The sequence below is a fragment of the Streptomyces sp. 130 genome (assembly GCF_007096885.1).
Classification (GTDB): Bacteria; Actinomycetota; Actinomycetes; order Streptomycetales; family Streptomycetaceae; genus Streptomyces.
The window spans coordinates 1-15,264 of record NZ_VJNO01000002.1; the positions used below are offsets into that span (position 1 = coordinate 1).

General features: G+C 72.2%; 11 protein-coding genes. 7 read left to right on the forward strand and 4 right to left on the reverse strand.

Going from position 1 to position 15,264, the window contains the following annotated elements; translation table 11 throughout:
* Window positions 1-134: 134 nt before the first annotated feature.
* Window positions 135-623 carry a ribose-5-phosphate isomerase gene (locus tag FKN01_RS02285; protein WP_018103175.1) on the reverse strand — a complete coding sequence of 163 codons (489 nt, stop codon included), beginning with the start codon at window positions 621-623 and terminating at the stop codon, window positions 135-137.
* A 122-nt stretch (window positions 624-745) separates the two neighbouring features.
* Window positions 746-1,339 (reverse strand): biotin transporter BioY, encoded by a 594-nt coding sequence (locus FKN01_RS02290; protein ID WP_143616005.1) that lies wholly within the window; start codon window positions 1,337-1,339, stop codon window positions 746-748.
* Between the two features lie 389 nt (window positions 1,340-1,728).
* On the opposite strand from FKN01_RS02290, the gene FKN01_RS02295 reads away from it, so the two are divergent.
* The 4 genes from FKN01_RS02295 to FKN01_RS02310 all read left to right on the forward strand — a co-directional run bounded on the left by FKN01_RS02295 (window position 1,729) and on the right by FKN01_RS02310 (window position 5,989).
* Window positions 1,729-3,147 carry an amino acid permease gene (locus FKN01_RS02295; protein ID WP_143616006.1) on the forward strand — a complete coding sequence of 473 codons (1,419 nt, stop codon included), beginning with the start codon at window positions 1,729-1,731 and terminating at the stop codon, window positions 3,145-3,147.
* 139 nt (window positions 3,148-3,286) lie between these two features.
* Window positions 3,287-3,928, forward strand: coding sequence for a superoxide dismutase (locus FKN01_RS02300; protein ID WP_143616007.1), 642 nt, complete (start codon window positions 3,287-3,289; stop codon window positions 3,926-3,928).
* A 165-nt stretch (window positions 3,929-4,093) separates the two neighbouring features.
* Window positions 4,094-4,933, forward strand: coding sequence for an MOSC domain-containing protein (locus tag FKN01_RS02305; RefSeq protein ID WP_143616008.1), 840 nt, complete (start codon window positions 4,094-4,096; stop codon window positions 4,931-4,933).
* Window positions 4,934-5,023: 90 nt separating this feature from the next.
* A complete protein-coding gene (locus FKN01_RS02310) occupies window positions 5,024-5,989 on the forward strand; it encodes an aldo/keto reductase (RefSeq protein ID WP_143616328.1) in 966 nt (321 codons plus the stop codon).
* On the opposite strand, the gene FKN01_RS02315 is transcribed toward FKN01_RS02310, so the two are convergent.
* Both FKN01_RS02315 and FKN01_RS02320 read right to left on the reverse strand, forming a co-directional pair.
* Window positions 5,980-6,867: a DUF4232 domain-containing protein gene (locus FKN01_RS02315; RefSeq protein WP_143616009.1), complete on the reverse strand. Its 888-nt coding sequence runs from the start codon at window positions 6,865-6,867 to the stop codon at window positions 5,980-5,982. The two genes, FKN01_RS02310 and FKN01_RS02315, sit on opposite strands and share 10 nt — an antisense overlap.
* A 112-nt stretch (window positions 6,868-6,979) precedes the next feature.
* A complete protein-coding gene (locus FKN01_RS02320) occupies window positions 6,980-7,630 on the reverse strand; it encodes a DsbA family protein (RefSeq protein WP_143616010.1) in 651 nt (216 codons plus the stop codon).
* Window positions 7,631-7,774: 144 nt separating this feature from the next.
* On the opposite strand from FKN01_RS02320, the gene pepN reads away from it, so the two are divergent.
* The 3 genes from pepN to FKN01_RS02335 all read left to right on the forward strand — a co-directional run bounded on the left by pepN (window position 7,775) and on the right by FKN01_RS02335 (window position 15,129).
* Complete coding sequence (gene pepN, locus FKN01_RS02325; protein ID WP_143616011.1) at window positions 7,775-10,357, forward strand: aminopeptidase N; 2,583 nt, start codon at window positions 7,775-7,777, stop codon at window positions 10,355-10,357.
* A gap of 213 nt (window positions 10,358-10,570) precedes the next feature.
* Entirely contained in the window at window positions 10,571-11,614 is a 1,044-nt protein-coding gene (locus FKN01_RS02330; RefSeq protein WP_185992708.1) for a hypothetical protein, read from the forward strand.
* Between the two features lie 212 nt (window positions 11,615-11,826).
* Entirely contained in the window at window positions 11,827-15,129 is a 3,303-nt protein-coding gene (locus tag FKN01_RS02335; RefSeq protein ID WP_143616012.1) for a S8 family serine peptidase, read from the forward strand.
* Window positions 15,130-15,264: the final 135 nt, after the last annotated feature.

Below are 15,264 nucleotides of genomic sequence, written 5' to 3' on the forward strand. Positions count from 1 at the left end.
CGGGCGGGGGGGGCCCGGGGGGGGGGGGGGGCGCGGGCCCCCCGGGGCCGGGGGCGCGGGGGGGGGGGGGGGGGGGGGGGGCCCCCCTGGGCCGGCCCGCGGCGCGGGCCGGCGGCACGGGACGGGGGCGGAGGTCAGCCCTGCTGCGGGTGGTGGGCCGGGATCGGGGGGAGCTCGCCGGTGTTCTCGTACGCCGTGAGCATGTCGATGCGGCGGGTGTGCCGCTCCTCGCCGGAGTACGGGGTGGAGAGGAAGATCTCCACGAACTTGGTGGACTCCTCGACCGTGTGCATGCGGCCGCCGATGGAGATCACGTTGGCGTCGTTGTGCTCGCGGCCGAGCGCGGCGGTCTGCTCGCTCCAGGCCAGTGCGGCGCGGACGCCCTTCACCTTGTTGGCGGCGATCTGCTCGCCGTTGCCGGAGCCGCCGATCACGATGCCGAGGCTGTCCGGGTCGGCGGCCGTCTTCTCGGCGGCGCGGAGGCAGAACGGCGGGTAGTCGTCCTGGGCGTCGTAGATGTGGGGACCGCAGTCGACGGCCTCGTGGCCCTGGGCCTTGAGCCACTCGACGAGGTGGTTCTTGAGTTCGTAACCGGCATGGTCGGATCCGAGGTACACGCGCATGGGAGGAGTGTGGCACGTGCGGTGCCCGGACAGGGACCAGGGCCCGTCCGGTGCCGGGCGGACGCGCGGAGGCCCGCCGTTCCGCGGTGCGGTCCGGCGGGCCTCCGAGAGGTGTCGCGGGGTCAGCCCCGGCGGCCCAGGAGCTTCCAGGAGGCCGGCAGCGCGCCCATGGCCAGCGCCGCCTTCAGGGCGTCGCCGAGCAGGAACGGGGTCAGGCCGGCGGCGATCGCGGCGCTCGCCGACATGCCGGTGGACAGGGCCAGGTACGGCACGCCGACCGCGTAGATGATCGCCGAGCCGAGGACCATCGTTCCGGCCGTGCGCGGCGCGGAGCGGTCGCCGCCGCGCCGGGCCAGGCCGCCGACGACGGTGGCGGCCAGGAGCATGCCGAGGACGTAGCCGAAGGAGGCACCGCCCGGGCCGGAGGTGCCGGCCGAGAACCACGGCATGCCCGCCATGCCGACGAGGGCGTACACGGCGAGGGAGAGGAAGCCGCGGCGGGCGCCGAGCGCGGTGCCGACGAGGAGGGCCGCGAAGGTCTGGCCGGTGACCGGGACCGGGGAGCCCGGGACCGGCACGGCGATCTGGGCGGCTATGCCGGTGAGCGCGGCGCCGCCGAGCACCAGGGCGGTGTCCACGGCGTAGCGGTGCCGGGCGGCGGGCAGCAGGTCGGCGAGGACCGCTCCGGTGCGGGCGGGGGCGGCAGCAGTGCTCATCGGGGACTCCGCGGGGGTGAGGGTGGAGAGGGACTGACCGTGACGCTATCCGACCGGGCCGCGCCCGATCACCATCAGCGGCCCACAAAGCGGTGATCGGGGCGTTGGTGGGATTCACACAAGGGGGGCGGCGCAATCATCGCGAAGCGTGATGCTGGTCACTGAGGTGGGCCCGGATGCGTCCGGGGCGGTCCGGGATGGAGAGCGGAAGCGGGACTGTGAACTCCCTCTAAAAGCGCGGGACGTGACGGTGGCCCGTCGCCCGCCGCCGCGTGCATGCCCGGTGTGGACCCGGTGACCGTATGGCGGACGGCGGTTACCGGCGAGCGGATCACGTGTCCAGACTGGGAAAACGTCCCCCCGTCTCACCGACCGAACAGAGCCCGTCCATGTCCCGGACCTCCGCGCCCTCCCCCACCGGCTCCGGCTCCCCGGCCACCGCGCCGGACACCGGCCCCGATGCGCCCCTGTCGCACGGACTGAAGCAGCGCCATCTCTCGATGATCGCCCTGGGCGGTGTCATCGGCGCCGGGCTCTTCGTCGGCTCCGGCGCGGGCATCGCCGCCGCGGGGCCCTCGATCGTCATCGCGTACGCCGTCTCGGGGCTGCTGGTGATGCTCGTGATGCGGATGCTCGGCGAGATGTCGGCGGCCAATCCGGCGTCCGGTTCCTTCTCGGTGCACGCGGAGCGGGCGATCGGGCCGTGGGCCGGGTTCACGGCGGGCTGGGCCTTCTGGGTGCTGCTGTGCACGGCCGTGGGCCTGGAGGGGATCGGCGCCGCCAAGATCGTGACGGGCTGGCTGCCGGGGACCCCGGAGTGGGCCTGGGTGGCGCTCTTCATGCTGGTGTTCCTGGGCACGAACCTGGCCTCGGTGACGAAGTTCGGCGAGTTCGAGTTCTGGTTCGCCGCGCTCAAGGTCACCGCGATCACGCTGTTCCTGGTGCTGGGCGTGCTGGCGGTGCTGGGCGTGCTGCCCGGCACCGACGCGCCGGGCACCGCCAACCTGACCGGGGAGGGCGGCTTCCTGCCGAACGGCCCGGACGGCCTGGTGATCGGGCTGCTCGCCTCCGTCTTCGCGTACGGCGGTCTGGAGACGGTCACCATCGCCGCCGCGGAGTCCGAGGACCCGGTGCGGGGCGTCGCGAAGGCCGTGCGGACGGCGATGTGGCGGATCGCGCTGTTCTACGTGGGCTCGATGGCGGTCGTCGTCACGCTGGTCCCCTGGGACGAGGCGAAGGTCGTGGAGGTCGGGCCGTTCTACGCGGCGCTGGACCACCTCGGCATCGGACAGGCCGCGCAGATCATGAACGTCGTGATCCTGGTCGCCCTGCTCTCCGCGATGAACGCCAACATCTACGGAGCCTCGCGCATGGCCTGTTCGCTGGTGGCGCGCGGCCAGGGCCCGAGGCGGCTGGGCCGGGTCTCCGGCGGGGTGCCGCGCACGGCGGTCCTGGTCTCGTCCGTCTTCGGCTTCCTCTGCGTGCTGCTGAGCTACTGGCGCCCGGACGACGTCTTCCCCTGGCTGCTCAACATGACCGGTGCGGTGATCCTCGTCGTCTGGATCTTCATCGCCGTCTCCCAGCTGATCCTTCGGGCGCGCCTGGAGCGCGAGGCACCCGAGAAGCTCGTGGTGCGGATGTGGCTGTTCCCGGGGCTGACGGTGGTGGCGCTGCTCGCCATGGCCGGCATCTTCGTGCTGATGCTCCGCCAGCCCTCCACCCGGGACCAGCTCCTGGCGTCGGGTGCGCTGACGGTGGCCCTGGCGGTGATCGGGGCCGTACGCCGGCGCAGGCGCGCGGAGGTCTGAGCCGAATCCTCGCAAAGCAGTACGAAACACCGGGTCCTAAGCCGAAGGGCTGACCCGGTGTTTCGCGTTTCTGCTGTTAGCCTGCTCTTGCATAGAGGTTGCAATAACAACTTGTCAGCAGTTGGAGGGTTCGACACCAATGGCCACGTACACGCTCCCGGAACTCCCGTACGACTACGCCGCGCTCGAACCGGTCATCAATCCGCAGATCATCGAGCTCCACCACGACAAGCACCACGCGGCGTACGTGAAGGGCGCCAACGACACCCTGGAGCAGCTGGAGGAGGCACGGGACAAGGAGGCGTGGGGAGCGGTCAACGGCCTCCAGAAGAACCTCGCCTTCCACCTCTCCGGCCACATCCTGCACTCGATCTACTGGCACAACATGACCGGTGACGGCGGCGGCGAGCCGCTCGCCGCGGACGGCGTCGGCGACCTCGCGGACGCGATCACCGAGTCCTTCGGCTCCTTCGCCGGCTTCAAGTCCCAGCTGACGAAGGCCGCGGCCACCACGCAGGGCTCCGGCTGGGGCGTCCTCGCCTACGAGCCGGTCAGCGGCAGGCTGATCGTGGAGCAGGTCTACGACCACCAGGGCAACGTGGGCCAGGGCTCCACCCCGATCCTGGTCTTCGACGCCTGGGAGCACGCCTTCTACCTCCAGTACAAGAACCAGAAGGTCGACTTCATCGAGGCGATGTGGGCCGTCGTCAACTGGCAGGACGTGGCCAAGCGCTACGCCGCCGCCAAGGAGCGCGCGGACGTGCTGCTGCTCGCGCCCTGAGCCGGCGCCCCGCCCGGGGCGCACCGGACGTCCTGCCTCGTGATCGTCTTCTCACCCTTCACCCGGCAGGCGGAAGAAGGAGAGGCCCCCGCCTGGACGTGACAGGCGAGGGCCTCTCTGCCGTCCGCCCCCGGCTGTCATGATGTCCGGCATGAGGAGCACGTCATGACGATCACCGTCCACGAGCTGGTGTACTACCCGGTCAAGGGCTGCGCCGGCACCCGGGCCGACTCCGCGCGGGTCACCACCACCGGCCTGGAACACGACCGGACGTTCATGGTGGTCGACGCGGCCGACGGCACGTTCCGCAGCCAGCGCGCCCACCCCGCGATGGCGGCGGTCGGCGTCCGGGTCCTGGACTCCGGAGCGGCCCTCGCCCTGTCCGCCGACGGCACCGGGACGCTGCGCTTCGACGTCGCCCCGGACGGGCCGCGCCGCGAGGTCAGCATGTTCGGCCGGGACCTCGGGGAGGCCGTCGACCAGGGGGACGAGGCCGCGGAGTGGTTCTCCGAGGCGCTGGGGGCCGCCTCCCGGCTGGTACGGGTGCGCCCGGGCTTCGACCGGGACGGCTGGGGCGAGACCCCCGGCAAGCTCAACTTCGCCGACGCGCACGCGGTCCTGGTCGCCTCGACCGCCTCGCTGGCCGGTCTCAACGCCCGCATCGCGGCCCGGGGCGACGCCGCGCCCGTGCCCATGGACCGCTTCCGGGCGAACATCGTGCTGACCGGTGACGACGAACCGCACTTCGAGGACCGGGTGACACGGATGACCGTGGGCACCGCCGAACTCGCCTACTCGGTGCGGGCGCTGCGGTGCAACGTCCCGCTCGTCGACCAGCGGACCGGGCGCCGCGCCGGACCGGAGCCGGTGCGCACGCTGGCCACGTACCGCAGGGAGCCGGAGTTCGGCGGCAAGCTCAGCTTCGGCGTGAAGAACGCGGTGGTCCGCGAGGGCGTGGTGCGGGTCGGCGACCCGGTGTCCGTCCACAGCCCGGTGGGCGGCTGAGCGACCCGTAAAACCGGCTGCCCCGCCGGTAGGACTCTCCTATCGTCGTGCTGATCCGCCCGGAACGGGACGACGACGTGGAGGATGACTGTGCGCTACCGCGAGCTGGGACGCAGCGGACTTTCGGTGTCCGAGATCGGTTACGGAGCCTGGGGCATCGGGGAGTCCAGCTGGGTGGGGGCGACGCGGGACGAGTCGCTGCGCGCCCTGCACCGGGCCGTCGACCTCGGGGTGAACCTGATCGACACCGCGCGCGGCTACGGAGAGAGCGAGCGCATCGTCGGGCAGGTGGTCCGCGAACGGGCCGGTGAGGAGGTGCTGGTCGCGACCAAGGTGCCGCCGAAGAACGGCGTCTGGCCGGCGGCGGACGGCACCGACCCGGCGGACGCGTTCCCCGGGGAGCACATCCGCAGCAGCCTGGAGACCAGCCTCGCCGCTTCCGGTCTCGACCACTTCGACGTGCTCCAGTTCCACGTCTGGAACGACGAGTGGCTGGGGCGCGGGGACTGGCTGGAGACGGTGGCGGAGCTGAAGCGGGAGGGCAAGATCCGCCTGTTCGGGGTCTCCGTCAACGACCACTCGCCGCAGAGCGCGGTGGCGCTCGTGCGCAGCGGGGTCGTGGACAGCGTCCAGGTCATCTACAACGTGTTCGACCAGTCCCCGGCCGAGGAGCTGCTGCCGGCCTGCGCGGAGCACGGGGTCGGCGTCATCGTCCGGGTCGCGCTGGACGAGGGCGGGCTGACCGGCCGGATCACCGCGGACTCGACGTTCCCCGAGGGCGACTTCCGCAACCGCTACTTCCGGGGCGACCGCCCGGCCCAGGTCGAGCGGCGCGTCGCGGCGATCGTGGCGGACCTGGGCATCGAGCCGGACGCGATCGCGGAGCACGCGCTGCGGTTCGTCCTGAGCCACCCGGCGGTCTCCACGGTGATCCCGGGGATGCGCAGCGTCCGGAACGTGGAGCGCAACACCGCGCTGAGCGACGGACGGCCGCTCACCGCGGAGCAGCTGGCGGTCCTGGCCGAGCACGGCTGGCCGCGCAACTTCTACTCCTGAGGGGCGCCCGCGTCCGCCGGGGTCTTCGTCCACGGGCTGACGCCGAGCCGGCCCGTGGTGCCGAGGTCCAGCTCCGGGGTGACCGTCACCGGCCGGGCGCCGGGCTTCGCGGTGACCTCGGCATAGGGGGCGTTGACCGGGACGCCGTCCGTGGTGGTGTTGCGCCAGGCGAGGTTGGCGTACGCGCTCTCGCCGGGGCGCAGTGTGACGGGGCGTGGTGCGGCGTCGCCGCCGAGGCCGCTGGAGATGTCGGAGGTGCCGTGCAGGATCTCGACCCCGGTCACCGGGTCGCGGTCCTCGTCGAGGAGCCGGAGCGCCGGGTAGCCGTTCAGCTGGTAGTCGGTGGTGGAGCAGTTGGTGAGGTGGATGCCGACGACCCGCAGCCCCATCGCGGCGTCGCCCCGGTCGTTGGTGACGCGGACCCCGGAGGGCGGGCAGGCGCCGGACGTCCCCTCGGCGGGGACGGCCCGCACCTTGGTGATCCGGGCCCGGTACGCGCGGGCCGAGCCCGGTCCGTCCTCGGCGTCCAGGGGCCGCCGCACGGTCTGGCCGGGCTTGACCGCCTCGACGGTGCGCGTGGTGCTGTCCCTGGCCTCGCCGAACCCGTTGACCAGGGTGAACGTGATGGTGTAGGTGAGCGGTTCGTCGTCCGTGTTGGTGACCTCGAACCCGGTGGACGGGGCGCCGGACGGGCCGCACCCGCCGCTGATGACCCGGACGTCGTCCCAGGTCCGCCCGGCGGGGTCGGGAAGCGGGGCGAGGGAGGCGCAGGTCGCCCCGGGCGAGGCGGAGGCCCCGGCGGTCTCCTTCCCGCATCCGGTGAGCAGCGCGGTGCTCGCGAGGGCGGCACACAGGGCGAGGGCGGTGACGGGGCGCATCCGCCCAGAAGATCAAAGAGCGCCCGGGGCGGGCTGTGTGCCAGGTCACATATCGCGTCACGGTGGCGTCACAGCCGGCGGCGGGGAGGGTGCCCCGCCGCCGGACCGGCCGTCAGTCGAAGATCGGGCCCTGGGTGCGGGTGCGCTTGATCTCGTAGAAGCCGGGGATCGAGGCGACCATCAGGGTGCCGTCCCAGAGCCTGGCGGCCTCCTCGCCCTTGGGGGCCGGGGTGACGACCGGGCCGAAGAAGGCGATCTGCTCGCCGTCGGCGCCGGGGACGGCGATGACCGGGGTGCCGACCTCCTGGCCCACCTTCTCGATGCCCTCCTTGTGGGAGGCGCGCAGCTCGGCGTCGTAGGTGTCCGAGTCCGCGTGGCCGGCGAGTTCGACGGGGAGGCCGACGTCCTTGAGCGCGCTCTCGACGGCCTCGCGGGTCGGGCCCTCGCCGCGGTTGTGGAAGCGGGTGCCGAGCGCGGTGTAGAGCGGGCCGACGACCTCGTCGCCGTGCAGCTGCTGGGCGGCGACCACGACGCGGACCGGGCCCCACGCCTTGTTCTCCAGCATGTCGCGGTACTCGGCGGGCAGCTCGTCGAGCCGGTCCTCGTTGAGCACGGCCAGGCTCATGACGTGCCAGCGGACCTCGACGTCGCGGACCTTCTCCACCTCCAGCATCCAGCGGGAGGTCATCCAGGCCCAGGGGCAGAGCGGGTCGAACCAGAAGTCGACGGGGGTCCTGCCGGTCGCCGTGCTGTTGTCAGGCATCTCTCTCCTCGAACGGGCGGATCGCGTCGGTGGACAAGTCTGTGCCCGACAACACCGGACGACGCTCCGGCCATTCCCGCCCGCGAGTCCGGAAGACGGCATGGGAGGATCAAACTATTCGAACGTGACACAAAGGAGTGTGCCGTGCCCGGCGAGAACCTGTCCCGAGACGAGGCCCGTGAGCGGGCCGAGCTGCTGACCGTCGACGGTTACGACGTCGAACTCGACGTGCGTTCCGCGACCGGCGGGGACGACATGGCGGACGCTCCGCTGACCTTCCGCTCGGTGACGACGATCCGCTTCCGCGCGGCGCGCGGCGGCGAGTCGACCTTCGCGGACCTGATCGCCCCGTCCGTCGACGCCGTGACGCTGGACGGCACCGCGCTGGACCCGGCGGCCGTGTTCGACGGGGCGCGGATCGCGCTGGCGGACCTGGCGGAGGGCGAGCACGTCCTGGTGGTCGACGCCCAGTGCGCGTACAGCCGGACCGGCGAGGGCATGCACCGGTTCGTGGACCCGGAGGACGGCGAGGTCTACCTCTACACCCAGTACGAACCGGCCGACGCCCGCCGCGTCTTCGCCAACTTCGAGCAGCCCGACCTCAAGGCCCCGTTCCGCTTCCGGGTGACCGCGCCCGCCGGGTGGACGGTGTGGAGCAACGGCGCGGAGGAGTCCCGCGAGGGCGGGGTGTGGCGGTTCGCGGAGACCGAGCCGATCTCGACGTACATCACGGCGGTCGTCGCCGGTCCGTACCACTACGTCACCGACTCCTACAGCCGGACCTCCGAGGACGGCACGACGCTGGAGATCCCGCTCGGCGCGATGTGCCGCAAGGGGCTCGCCAAGCACTTCGACGCCGACGACGTCTTCCTGATCACCAAGCAGGGCCTGGACTTCTTCCACGACAACTTCGACTACCCGTACCCGTTCGGGAAGTACGACCAGGCGTTCGTGCCGGAGTACAACCTCGGCGCGATGGAGAACCCGGGCTGTGTCACGTTCCGCGAGGAGTACATCTTCCGCGGCAAGGTGACGCAGGCGGCGTACGAGGGCCGGGCCAACGTCATCCTGCACGAGATGGCGCACATGTGGTTCGGGGACCTCGTGACCATGCGGTGGTGGGACGACCTGTGGCTGAAGGAGTCCTTCGCGGACTTCATGGGCGTCTTCGCGATGACCGGCGCGACCCGCTTCGAGGACGGCTGGATCACCTTCGCCAACAACCGCAAGTCGTGGGCGTACCGCGCCGACCAGCTGCCCTCCACCCACCCGATCACGGCCGACATCCGTGACCTGGAGGACGCCAAGCTGAACTTCGACGGCATCACGTACGCCAAGGGCGCCTCCGTCCTCAAGCAGCTCGTGGCGTACGTGGGGCGGGAGGCGTTCCTGGAGGGCGCCCGGCGCTACTTCAAGAAGCACGCCTACGGCAACACCCGGCTCGGGGACCTGCTGTCGGTGCTGTCCGAGACGTCCGGCCGTGACATGACCGCGTGGTCGCGCTCCTGGCTCCAGACCGCGGGCGTCAACTCGCTGACCCCGGTCGCGACCTACGACGCGGCCGGCCGGATCACCGAGCTGGCCGTCCTCCAGGAGGCCGCCGAGTCCCACCCGGAGCTGCGCCCCCACCGGGTCGCCATCGGCCTCTACAGCCGCAACACCGAGGGCGAGCTGGTGCGTTACGCGCGTGCCGAGGCGGACGTGTCGGGTCCGCGCACCGTGATCGAGGAGCTGGCGGGGGCCGAGCGGCCCGAGCTGATCCTCGTCAACGACGACGACCTGACGTACTGCAAGGTCCGCTTCGACGAGGTGTCGCTCGCCACCCTGCGCGCGCACCTGGGCGACATCACGGACCCGCTGGCCCGGGCGCTGTGCTGGTCGGCGCTGTGGAACCTCACCCGCGACGGGCTGATGCCGGCCCGCGACTTCGTCTCGCTGGTCCTGGCCTTCGCCGGGCGCGAGACGGACATCGGCGTCCTGCAGATGCTGCACGCCTGGACGCGCGGCGCGCTGGTGAACTACGCGGCTCCCGCGTGGCGCGAGGAGGGCGGCCGGGCGCTGGCCGAGGGCGCGCTCGGCGAACTGCGGCTCGCCGAGCCGGGCAGCGAGCACCAGCTCGCCTGGGCCCGGTTCTTCGCGTCGGTCGCCACGTCCGGCACCGACTTCCAGCTGCTGTCCGGGCTGCTCGACGGCACCGCCCGGATCGACGGGCTCGACGTCGACCAGGAGCTGCGCTGGGCGTTCCTGTCGCCGCTGGTCGCCCACGGCGCGGCCGACGAGGCGGCGGTCGACGCGGAGCTGGCCCGGGACGACACCGCCTCCGGCAAGCGCCACCAGGTGCGGTGCCTGGCCTCCCGGCCGTCCGCCGGGGTGAAGGCCAGGGCGTGGGCGGACGTCGTGGAGTCGGACGCGCTGTCCAACGCGCTGGTGGAGGCGACGATCGCGGGCTTCGCGCAGTCCTCCCAGCGGGAGCTGCTGGCGCCGTACGCCCCGCGGTACTTCGAGGCGATCGAGCGGGTCTGGGCCGAGCGGTCGATCCAGATCGGGATGGCCGTGGTCCGGGGGCTGTTCCCGTCCCTCCAGGACGACCCGGCGACCCTGGAGGCGACCGACGCGTGGCTGGAGTCCCGGGCGGACGCGGCCCCGGCGCTGCGGCGGCTGGTGCTGGAGGCCCGGGACGACCTGGCCCGGGCGCTGCGGGCGCAGGCCACGGACGCGGTGGCGTAGGCGGAGGGCGTCCGGCTCGGGGCGGCCCTGGCCCGGTTGCCCCGGTCCCGGGCAAGGGTGCCGTCCTCGAACGCCGGACGGGCTCGGTCGTGGTGCGGGACGGAAGACGGCCGTGCCGGGCGTCCCTGCTCCAGGACGGTGTCCTTGTCCGGGTATGTCGACGACCCTGTAACAGGGGTCAAGGCCGCGCCCGTCGGCGGGGTACACCGGAGCATGACCCAGAACACCCCGCTTCACTCCGGCCGTCCCGTGCCCGCTCACGGGCGTCAACGCGTCGTCTCCGCCGCCCAGTTGAAGGCGATGGGCGTGCCCCTCGGGCGGGCCGCGGAGCGGTGCCGGGGCGGTGGTCCGTGGCAGCGTCCGCTGCCCGGCGTCTTCGTCCTGCACCCCGGCCCGCTCAGCGGCCGGGAGCGGCTGCGGGCCGCCCTGCTGTACGCCGGGCGCCCCCCGGCCCCCGGGCGGCGCCCGGCCCCCCCGCGGACCGGGGACCCGGAGTACGGCGACGCGGTGCTCACCGGACTCGCCGCGCTCTCGCTGCACGGCTTCGCCGCCGCGCCGCCCGCCGCCTCCGTGGAGCGGGTCGATGTGCTGGTGCCCCGGGTGCGGCGGTCGCGCTCGGCCGGGTACGCCCGGCTGCTGCGGACCGCGCGACCGCCGTGCCCGGAGCTGGTGGACGGGCTGCCGGTGGCCCCGGTGGCACGGGCGCGGGCGGCCGCGGCGGCCCGGCTCGGGGACGCGGTCACGGTGCGCCGGCTGCTGACCGAGGCGGTGCGCGGCGGCCATTGCGAGCCGGGCGCGCTGGTGGGCGAGCTGAGCCGGGCCAAGGTGCTCGGCCGGCCGCAGGTGGCCGACGCGGTCGATGCGCTGCTCGCCGAGGGCCGGGCGATGGCGGAGGAGCGGCTGTACGCCGTGGTGCGCGCCCATGGGCTCGGGGAGCCGCTGTGGAACGTGGACCTGCGGCTGCCCGGCGGCCCGCACCTGGGCCGTGTGGACGCCTACTGGCCCGACGAGGCGGTCGCGGTGGAGCTGGACACCAGGGCGCCGCGCCACAGCCGGGACGACGAGGGGCACCGGGCCGAGTGGGCGGCTTACGCGACGCGGCGCGAGCACCTGGAACGGCTCGGGGTCACCGTCGTCCACCTCGCGCCGGAGAAGCTGCGGGACGCGCCCGGGCAGCAGGCGGCCGTGGTCCGGACAGCGCTGACGGCCGCGGCGGACCGGGAGCCGGCGGCGTACGTGATGATCCTTCCCCGCTGAACCGGGGGCCCACACCTCACGCCTCACATGGCTGAATTCATGCCCCGTATCCACCTTTTCGTCCCCGCTGACGCTTCGGCACCGGTGGCGAGATGCCGCCATGTCCTCAACAAGCCCCCCACAACTCTCCACAAACCCCTGTCATTTACGAAAGGGTGAGCGGTCATCCGGTACCGATTTCCGGACTCTCTCTTTCACATACAGGGAAGCTGATGACCTCCGAATCCCCCGGTTCCATATCCGGAGCGAGACGCGCGGCCCGGGTGGCGGCCGCCGCCGGCCTGGTGGCCGCGCTGGCCGCCACCGGTGTCGCCCCCGTCTTCGCCGCCGACGACCCGGCCACCGCACCCGTCAAGGCCACCCGCACCGCTCCCGCGGACAAGCTGGGCTCCGCCGACGCCGAGGTCCTGACCAAGGCCAAGGCCAAGGGCGAGAAGAACGTCACGATGATGGTCGCGACCGCCCCCGGCGCGACCGAGCAGGTCACCAAGCAGCTGGACGCCGTCAAGGGCTCCGTGCTGGGACGCGCCTACGACAAGCTGGGTTACGTACGGGCGACCGTGCCGACCGCGACCGCCGAGGCCACCATCAAGGCGGCGTCGAAGCTGAGCTCCGTCCACGGCATCGATCTCAAGCAGGAGATCATGCTGGACGACCCGACGCCCGCCGCGGACCGGGCGGCCGGCGCCAGGACCAAGGCGAAGTCCACCGGCAGCTACCCGGCCCCCGGGAAGAAGACGCCGGCGAAGAACCCGTACAACCCGTCCTTCGAGACGGGCGCGGTCGACTTCGTGCAGCAGCACCCGAAGGCGGACGGCCGCGGGATCACCATCGGCGTCCTGGACGCGGGCGTCGACATCGCGCACCCGGCGCTCCAGAAGACCACCACCGGTGAGCGCAAGATCACCGACTGGGTGACCGCCACCGACCCGGTGAGCGACGGCGACGGCACCTGGCTGCGGATGACGGACGCCGTCTCCGGCCCGGTGTTCACCTACAAGGGGCGTACGTACAACGCGCCCAAGGGCTCGTACCGGATCAGCCTGTTCGCCGAGGCCGCCACCAAGGGCGGCGACATGGCGGGCGACCTGAACCGCGACGGCGACACCACCGACACCTGGGCCGTGCTCTACGACCCGGTCAGCGGCGCCTCCCGGGTGGACCTGAACAACAACGGCGACTTCCGCGACGACACCGCCCTCAAGCCGTACAAGGAGAAGCACCAGGTCTCCTACTTCGGCGAGGACGACCCGCGCACCGACGTCGTCGAGCGCATCCCGTTCGTGGTCGAGAACCGCGAGGACGTCGTCTACAACGCGGCCGGCGACACCGCCGACTACGTCTCCATCGGGGTCATCGAGTCCGAGCACGGCACGCACGTCGCGGGCATCACCGCCGCCAACGGCCTCTTCGGCGGCAAGATGAACGGTGCCGCGCCCGGCGCGAAGATCGTCTCCTCGCGCGCCTGCACCTGGTCCGGCGGCTGCACCAACATCGCGCTCACCGAGGGCATGATCGACCTCGTCGTGAACCGCGGCGTCGACGTCGTCAACATGTCGATCGGCGGTCTGCCGCCGCTGAACGACGGCAACAACGCCCGCGCCGAGCTGTACAAGCGGCTGGTCGACATCTACGGCGTCCAGCTGATCATCTCGGCCGGCAACGACGGCCCCGGCGTCAACACCATCAGCGACCCCGGCCTCGCCGACCACGTCATCTCGGTCGGCGCGTCGGTCTCCAAGGAGACCTGGGCCGCCGACTACGGCTCGGCCGTCACCAAGAAGTACGACATGATGCCGTTCTCCGCGCGCGGTCCGCGTGAGGACGGGGGCTTCGCGCCGACCCTGACGGCGCCCGGCGCGGCGATCAACTCGACGCAGACCTGGCTGCCCGGCGCGCCGGTCAAGGAGGCGGGCTACTCCCTCCCGGCCGGCTACTCCATGCTGCAGGGCACGTCGATGGCCTCCCCGCAGGCCGCCGGAGCGGCCGCGCTGCTGCTGTCCGCCGCGAAGCAGAAGCACATCGAGCTGCCCCCGGCCGACCTGCGCACCGCGCTGACCAGCACCGCCACCAAGATCAAGGACGTGCCCGCGCACGCCCAGGGCGCCGGTCTGATCAACGTCGTGGACGCCTGGAAGCTGATCTCCAAGAAGGGCGCCCCGGCGCACGAGTACACGGTCAAGGCCCCCGTCGACACCGCGATCGACTTCGCGCTGAAGACCCCGGGCTTCGGCACCGGCCTGTACGACCGCGAGGGCGGCCTCCGGGCCGGCCAGAAGAAGACCTACGACGTCACGGTCACCCGCACCACGGGCCCGGACAAGAAGGTCGAGCACACGCTCTCCTGGAAGTACGACGACGGCACCTTCTCGCTGGCCGGCCCCAAGAAGGTCGCGCTGCCGCTGGGCAAGCCCGTCACCGTCAAGGTCCAGGCGAAGCCGCGGACCGCGGGCGTGCACAGCGCGATCCTCCAGCTGGACGACAAGAAGACCGCCGGCACGGACCAGCAGATCCTGACGACGGTCGTCGTCTCCAAGGAGCTGGCGAAGCCGTCCTACGCGTTCAAGGCGTCCGGCTCGGTGCAGCGCAACGGCACCACGTCGTACTTCGTGACCGTGCCGGAGGGCGCCAAGACCCTCGAGGTCGCGATGAGCGCCCTGCGCTCGGGCAGCCAGACCCGCTTCATCTCCATCCACCCGTACGGGGTGCAGATGGAGGACAGCGGTACGCCGTTCTGCTACCCGAACTACGAGAACCCGTCCAACACCTGCCGCCCGGACGCGCGCTCCTACGCGGACCCGCAGCCCGGTGTCTGGGAGATCGAGGTCGAGGCCCGGCGCACGTCGCCGCTGCTGGACAACCCGTACAAGCTGGACGTGGCGCTGCTCGGCGCGACCTTCGACCCGGCGGTGCGGACCATCGCCGAGGCGAAGATCGGCACCCCGGCCTCGGTCGACTGGACCGTGACCAACAACGCGGGCGCCCTGGAGGGCACCCTCAAGGGCGGTTCGCTGGGCTCGGCCGACGTCGAGCGCCCGTCGATCTCCACCGGCGGCTCGTACACCAAGCAGGTCACCATCGGTGAGGGCGTCGAGAAGCTGGACGTCGCCATCGGCGGGACCAGCGACGCCAACGCGGACCTCGACCTGTACGTGTACCGGGGGAGCGCCCAGGTCGGCGCCTCCACCACGGCCGGTTCCGAGGAGTCGGTCAGCCTGGTGAAGCCGGCCGCCGGCACGTACACCGTCCTCATCGACGGGTACGACGTCCCGGCCGGGACGACCGAGTACGACTACCGCGACGTGTACTACTCCGCGTCGCTCGGCACGCTCTCCGTGGACGAGTCGAAGGCCGTGAAGCTGGCCCCCGGCGCGTCGGCCGAGGTCGGCGCCGAGGTGAAGGTGGCCGGTGCGGCCCCCGAGGGCCGGCGGTTCTTCGGCGAGGTCGGTCTCGTGAACGCCCGGGGCATCGTGGCGGGCACCGGCAGCGTCGTGATCGAAAAGGTCGTGCCGTAACCACACGGTGCTGAACATGTGATCCGTACGGCAGTGGGGCGGGTGCTCACCGGGCACCCGCCCCACTGTGCTGCGCGCCACTCGTCCGCAGGCCGGACAATGGATTGGACAAGGCGGCCGTGGACATACGCATCA

Bases quoted from the DNA above. Each gene is read 5' to 3' on its own strand.
- FKN01_RS02305 (WP_143616008.1), top strand. From the start codon at position 4,094: ATGACGATCACCGTCCACGAGCTGGTGTACTACCCGGTCAAGGGCTGC.
- FKN01_RS02295 (WP_143616006.1), top strand. From the start codon at position 1,729: ATGTCCCGGACCTCCGCGCCCTCCCCCACCGGCTCCGGCTCCCCGGCC.
- FKN01_RS02300 (WP_143616007.1), top strand. From the start codon at position 3,287: ATGGCCACGTACACGCTCCCGGAACTCCCGTACGACTACGCCGCGCTC.
- FKN01_RS02290 (WP_143616005.1), bottom strand. From the start codon at position 1,339: ATGAGCACTGCTGCCGCCCCCGCCCGCACCGGAGCGGTCCTCGCCGAC.
- FKN01_RS02285 (WP_018103175.1), bottom strand. From the start codon at position 623: ATGCGCGTGTACCTCGGATCCGACCATGCCGGTTACGAACTCAAGAAC.
- FKN01_RS02335 (WP_143616012.1), top strand. From the start codon at position 11,827: ATGACCTCCGAATCCCCCGGTTCCATATCCGGAGCGAGACGCGCGGCC.
- FKN01_RS02330 (WP_185992708.1), top strand. From the start codon at position 10,571: ATGACCCAGAACACCCCGCTTCACTCCGGCCGTCCCGTGCCCGCTCAC.
- FKN01_RS02315 (WP_143616009.1), bottom strand. From the start codon at position 6,867: ATGCGCCCCGTCACCGCCCTCGCCCTGTGTGCCGCCCTCGCGAGCACC.
- FKN01_RS02320 (WP_143616010.1), bottom strand. From the start codon at position 7,630: ATGCCTGACAACAGCACGGCGACCGGCAGGACCCCCGTCGACTTCTGG.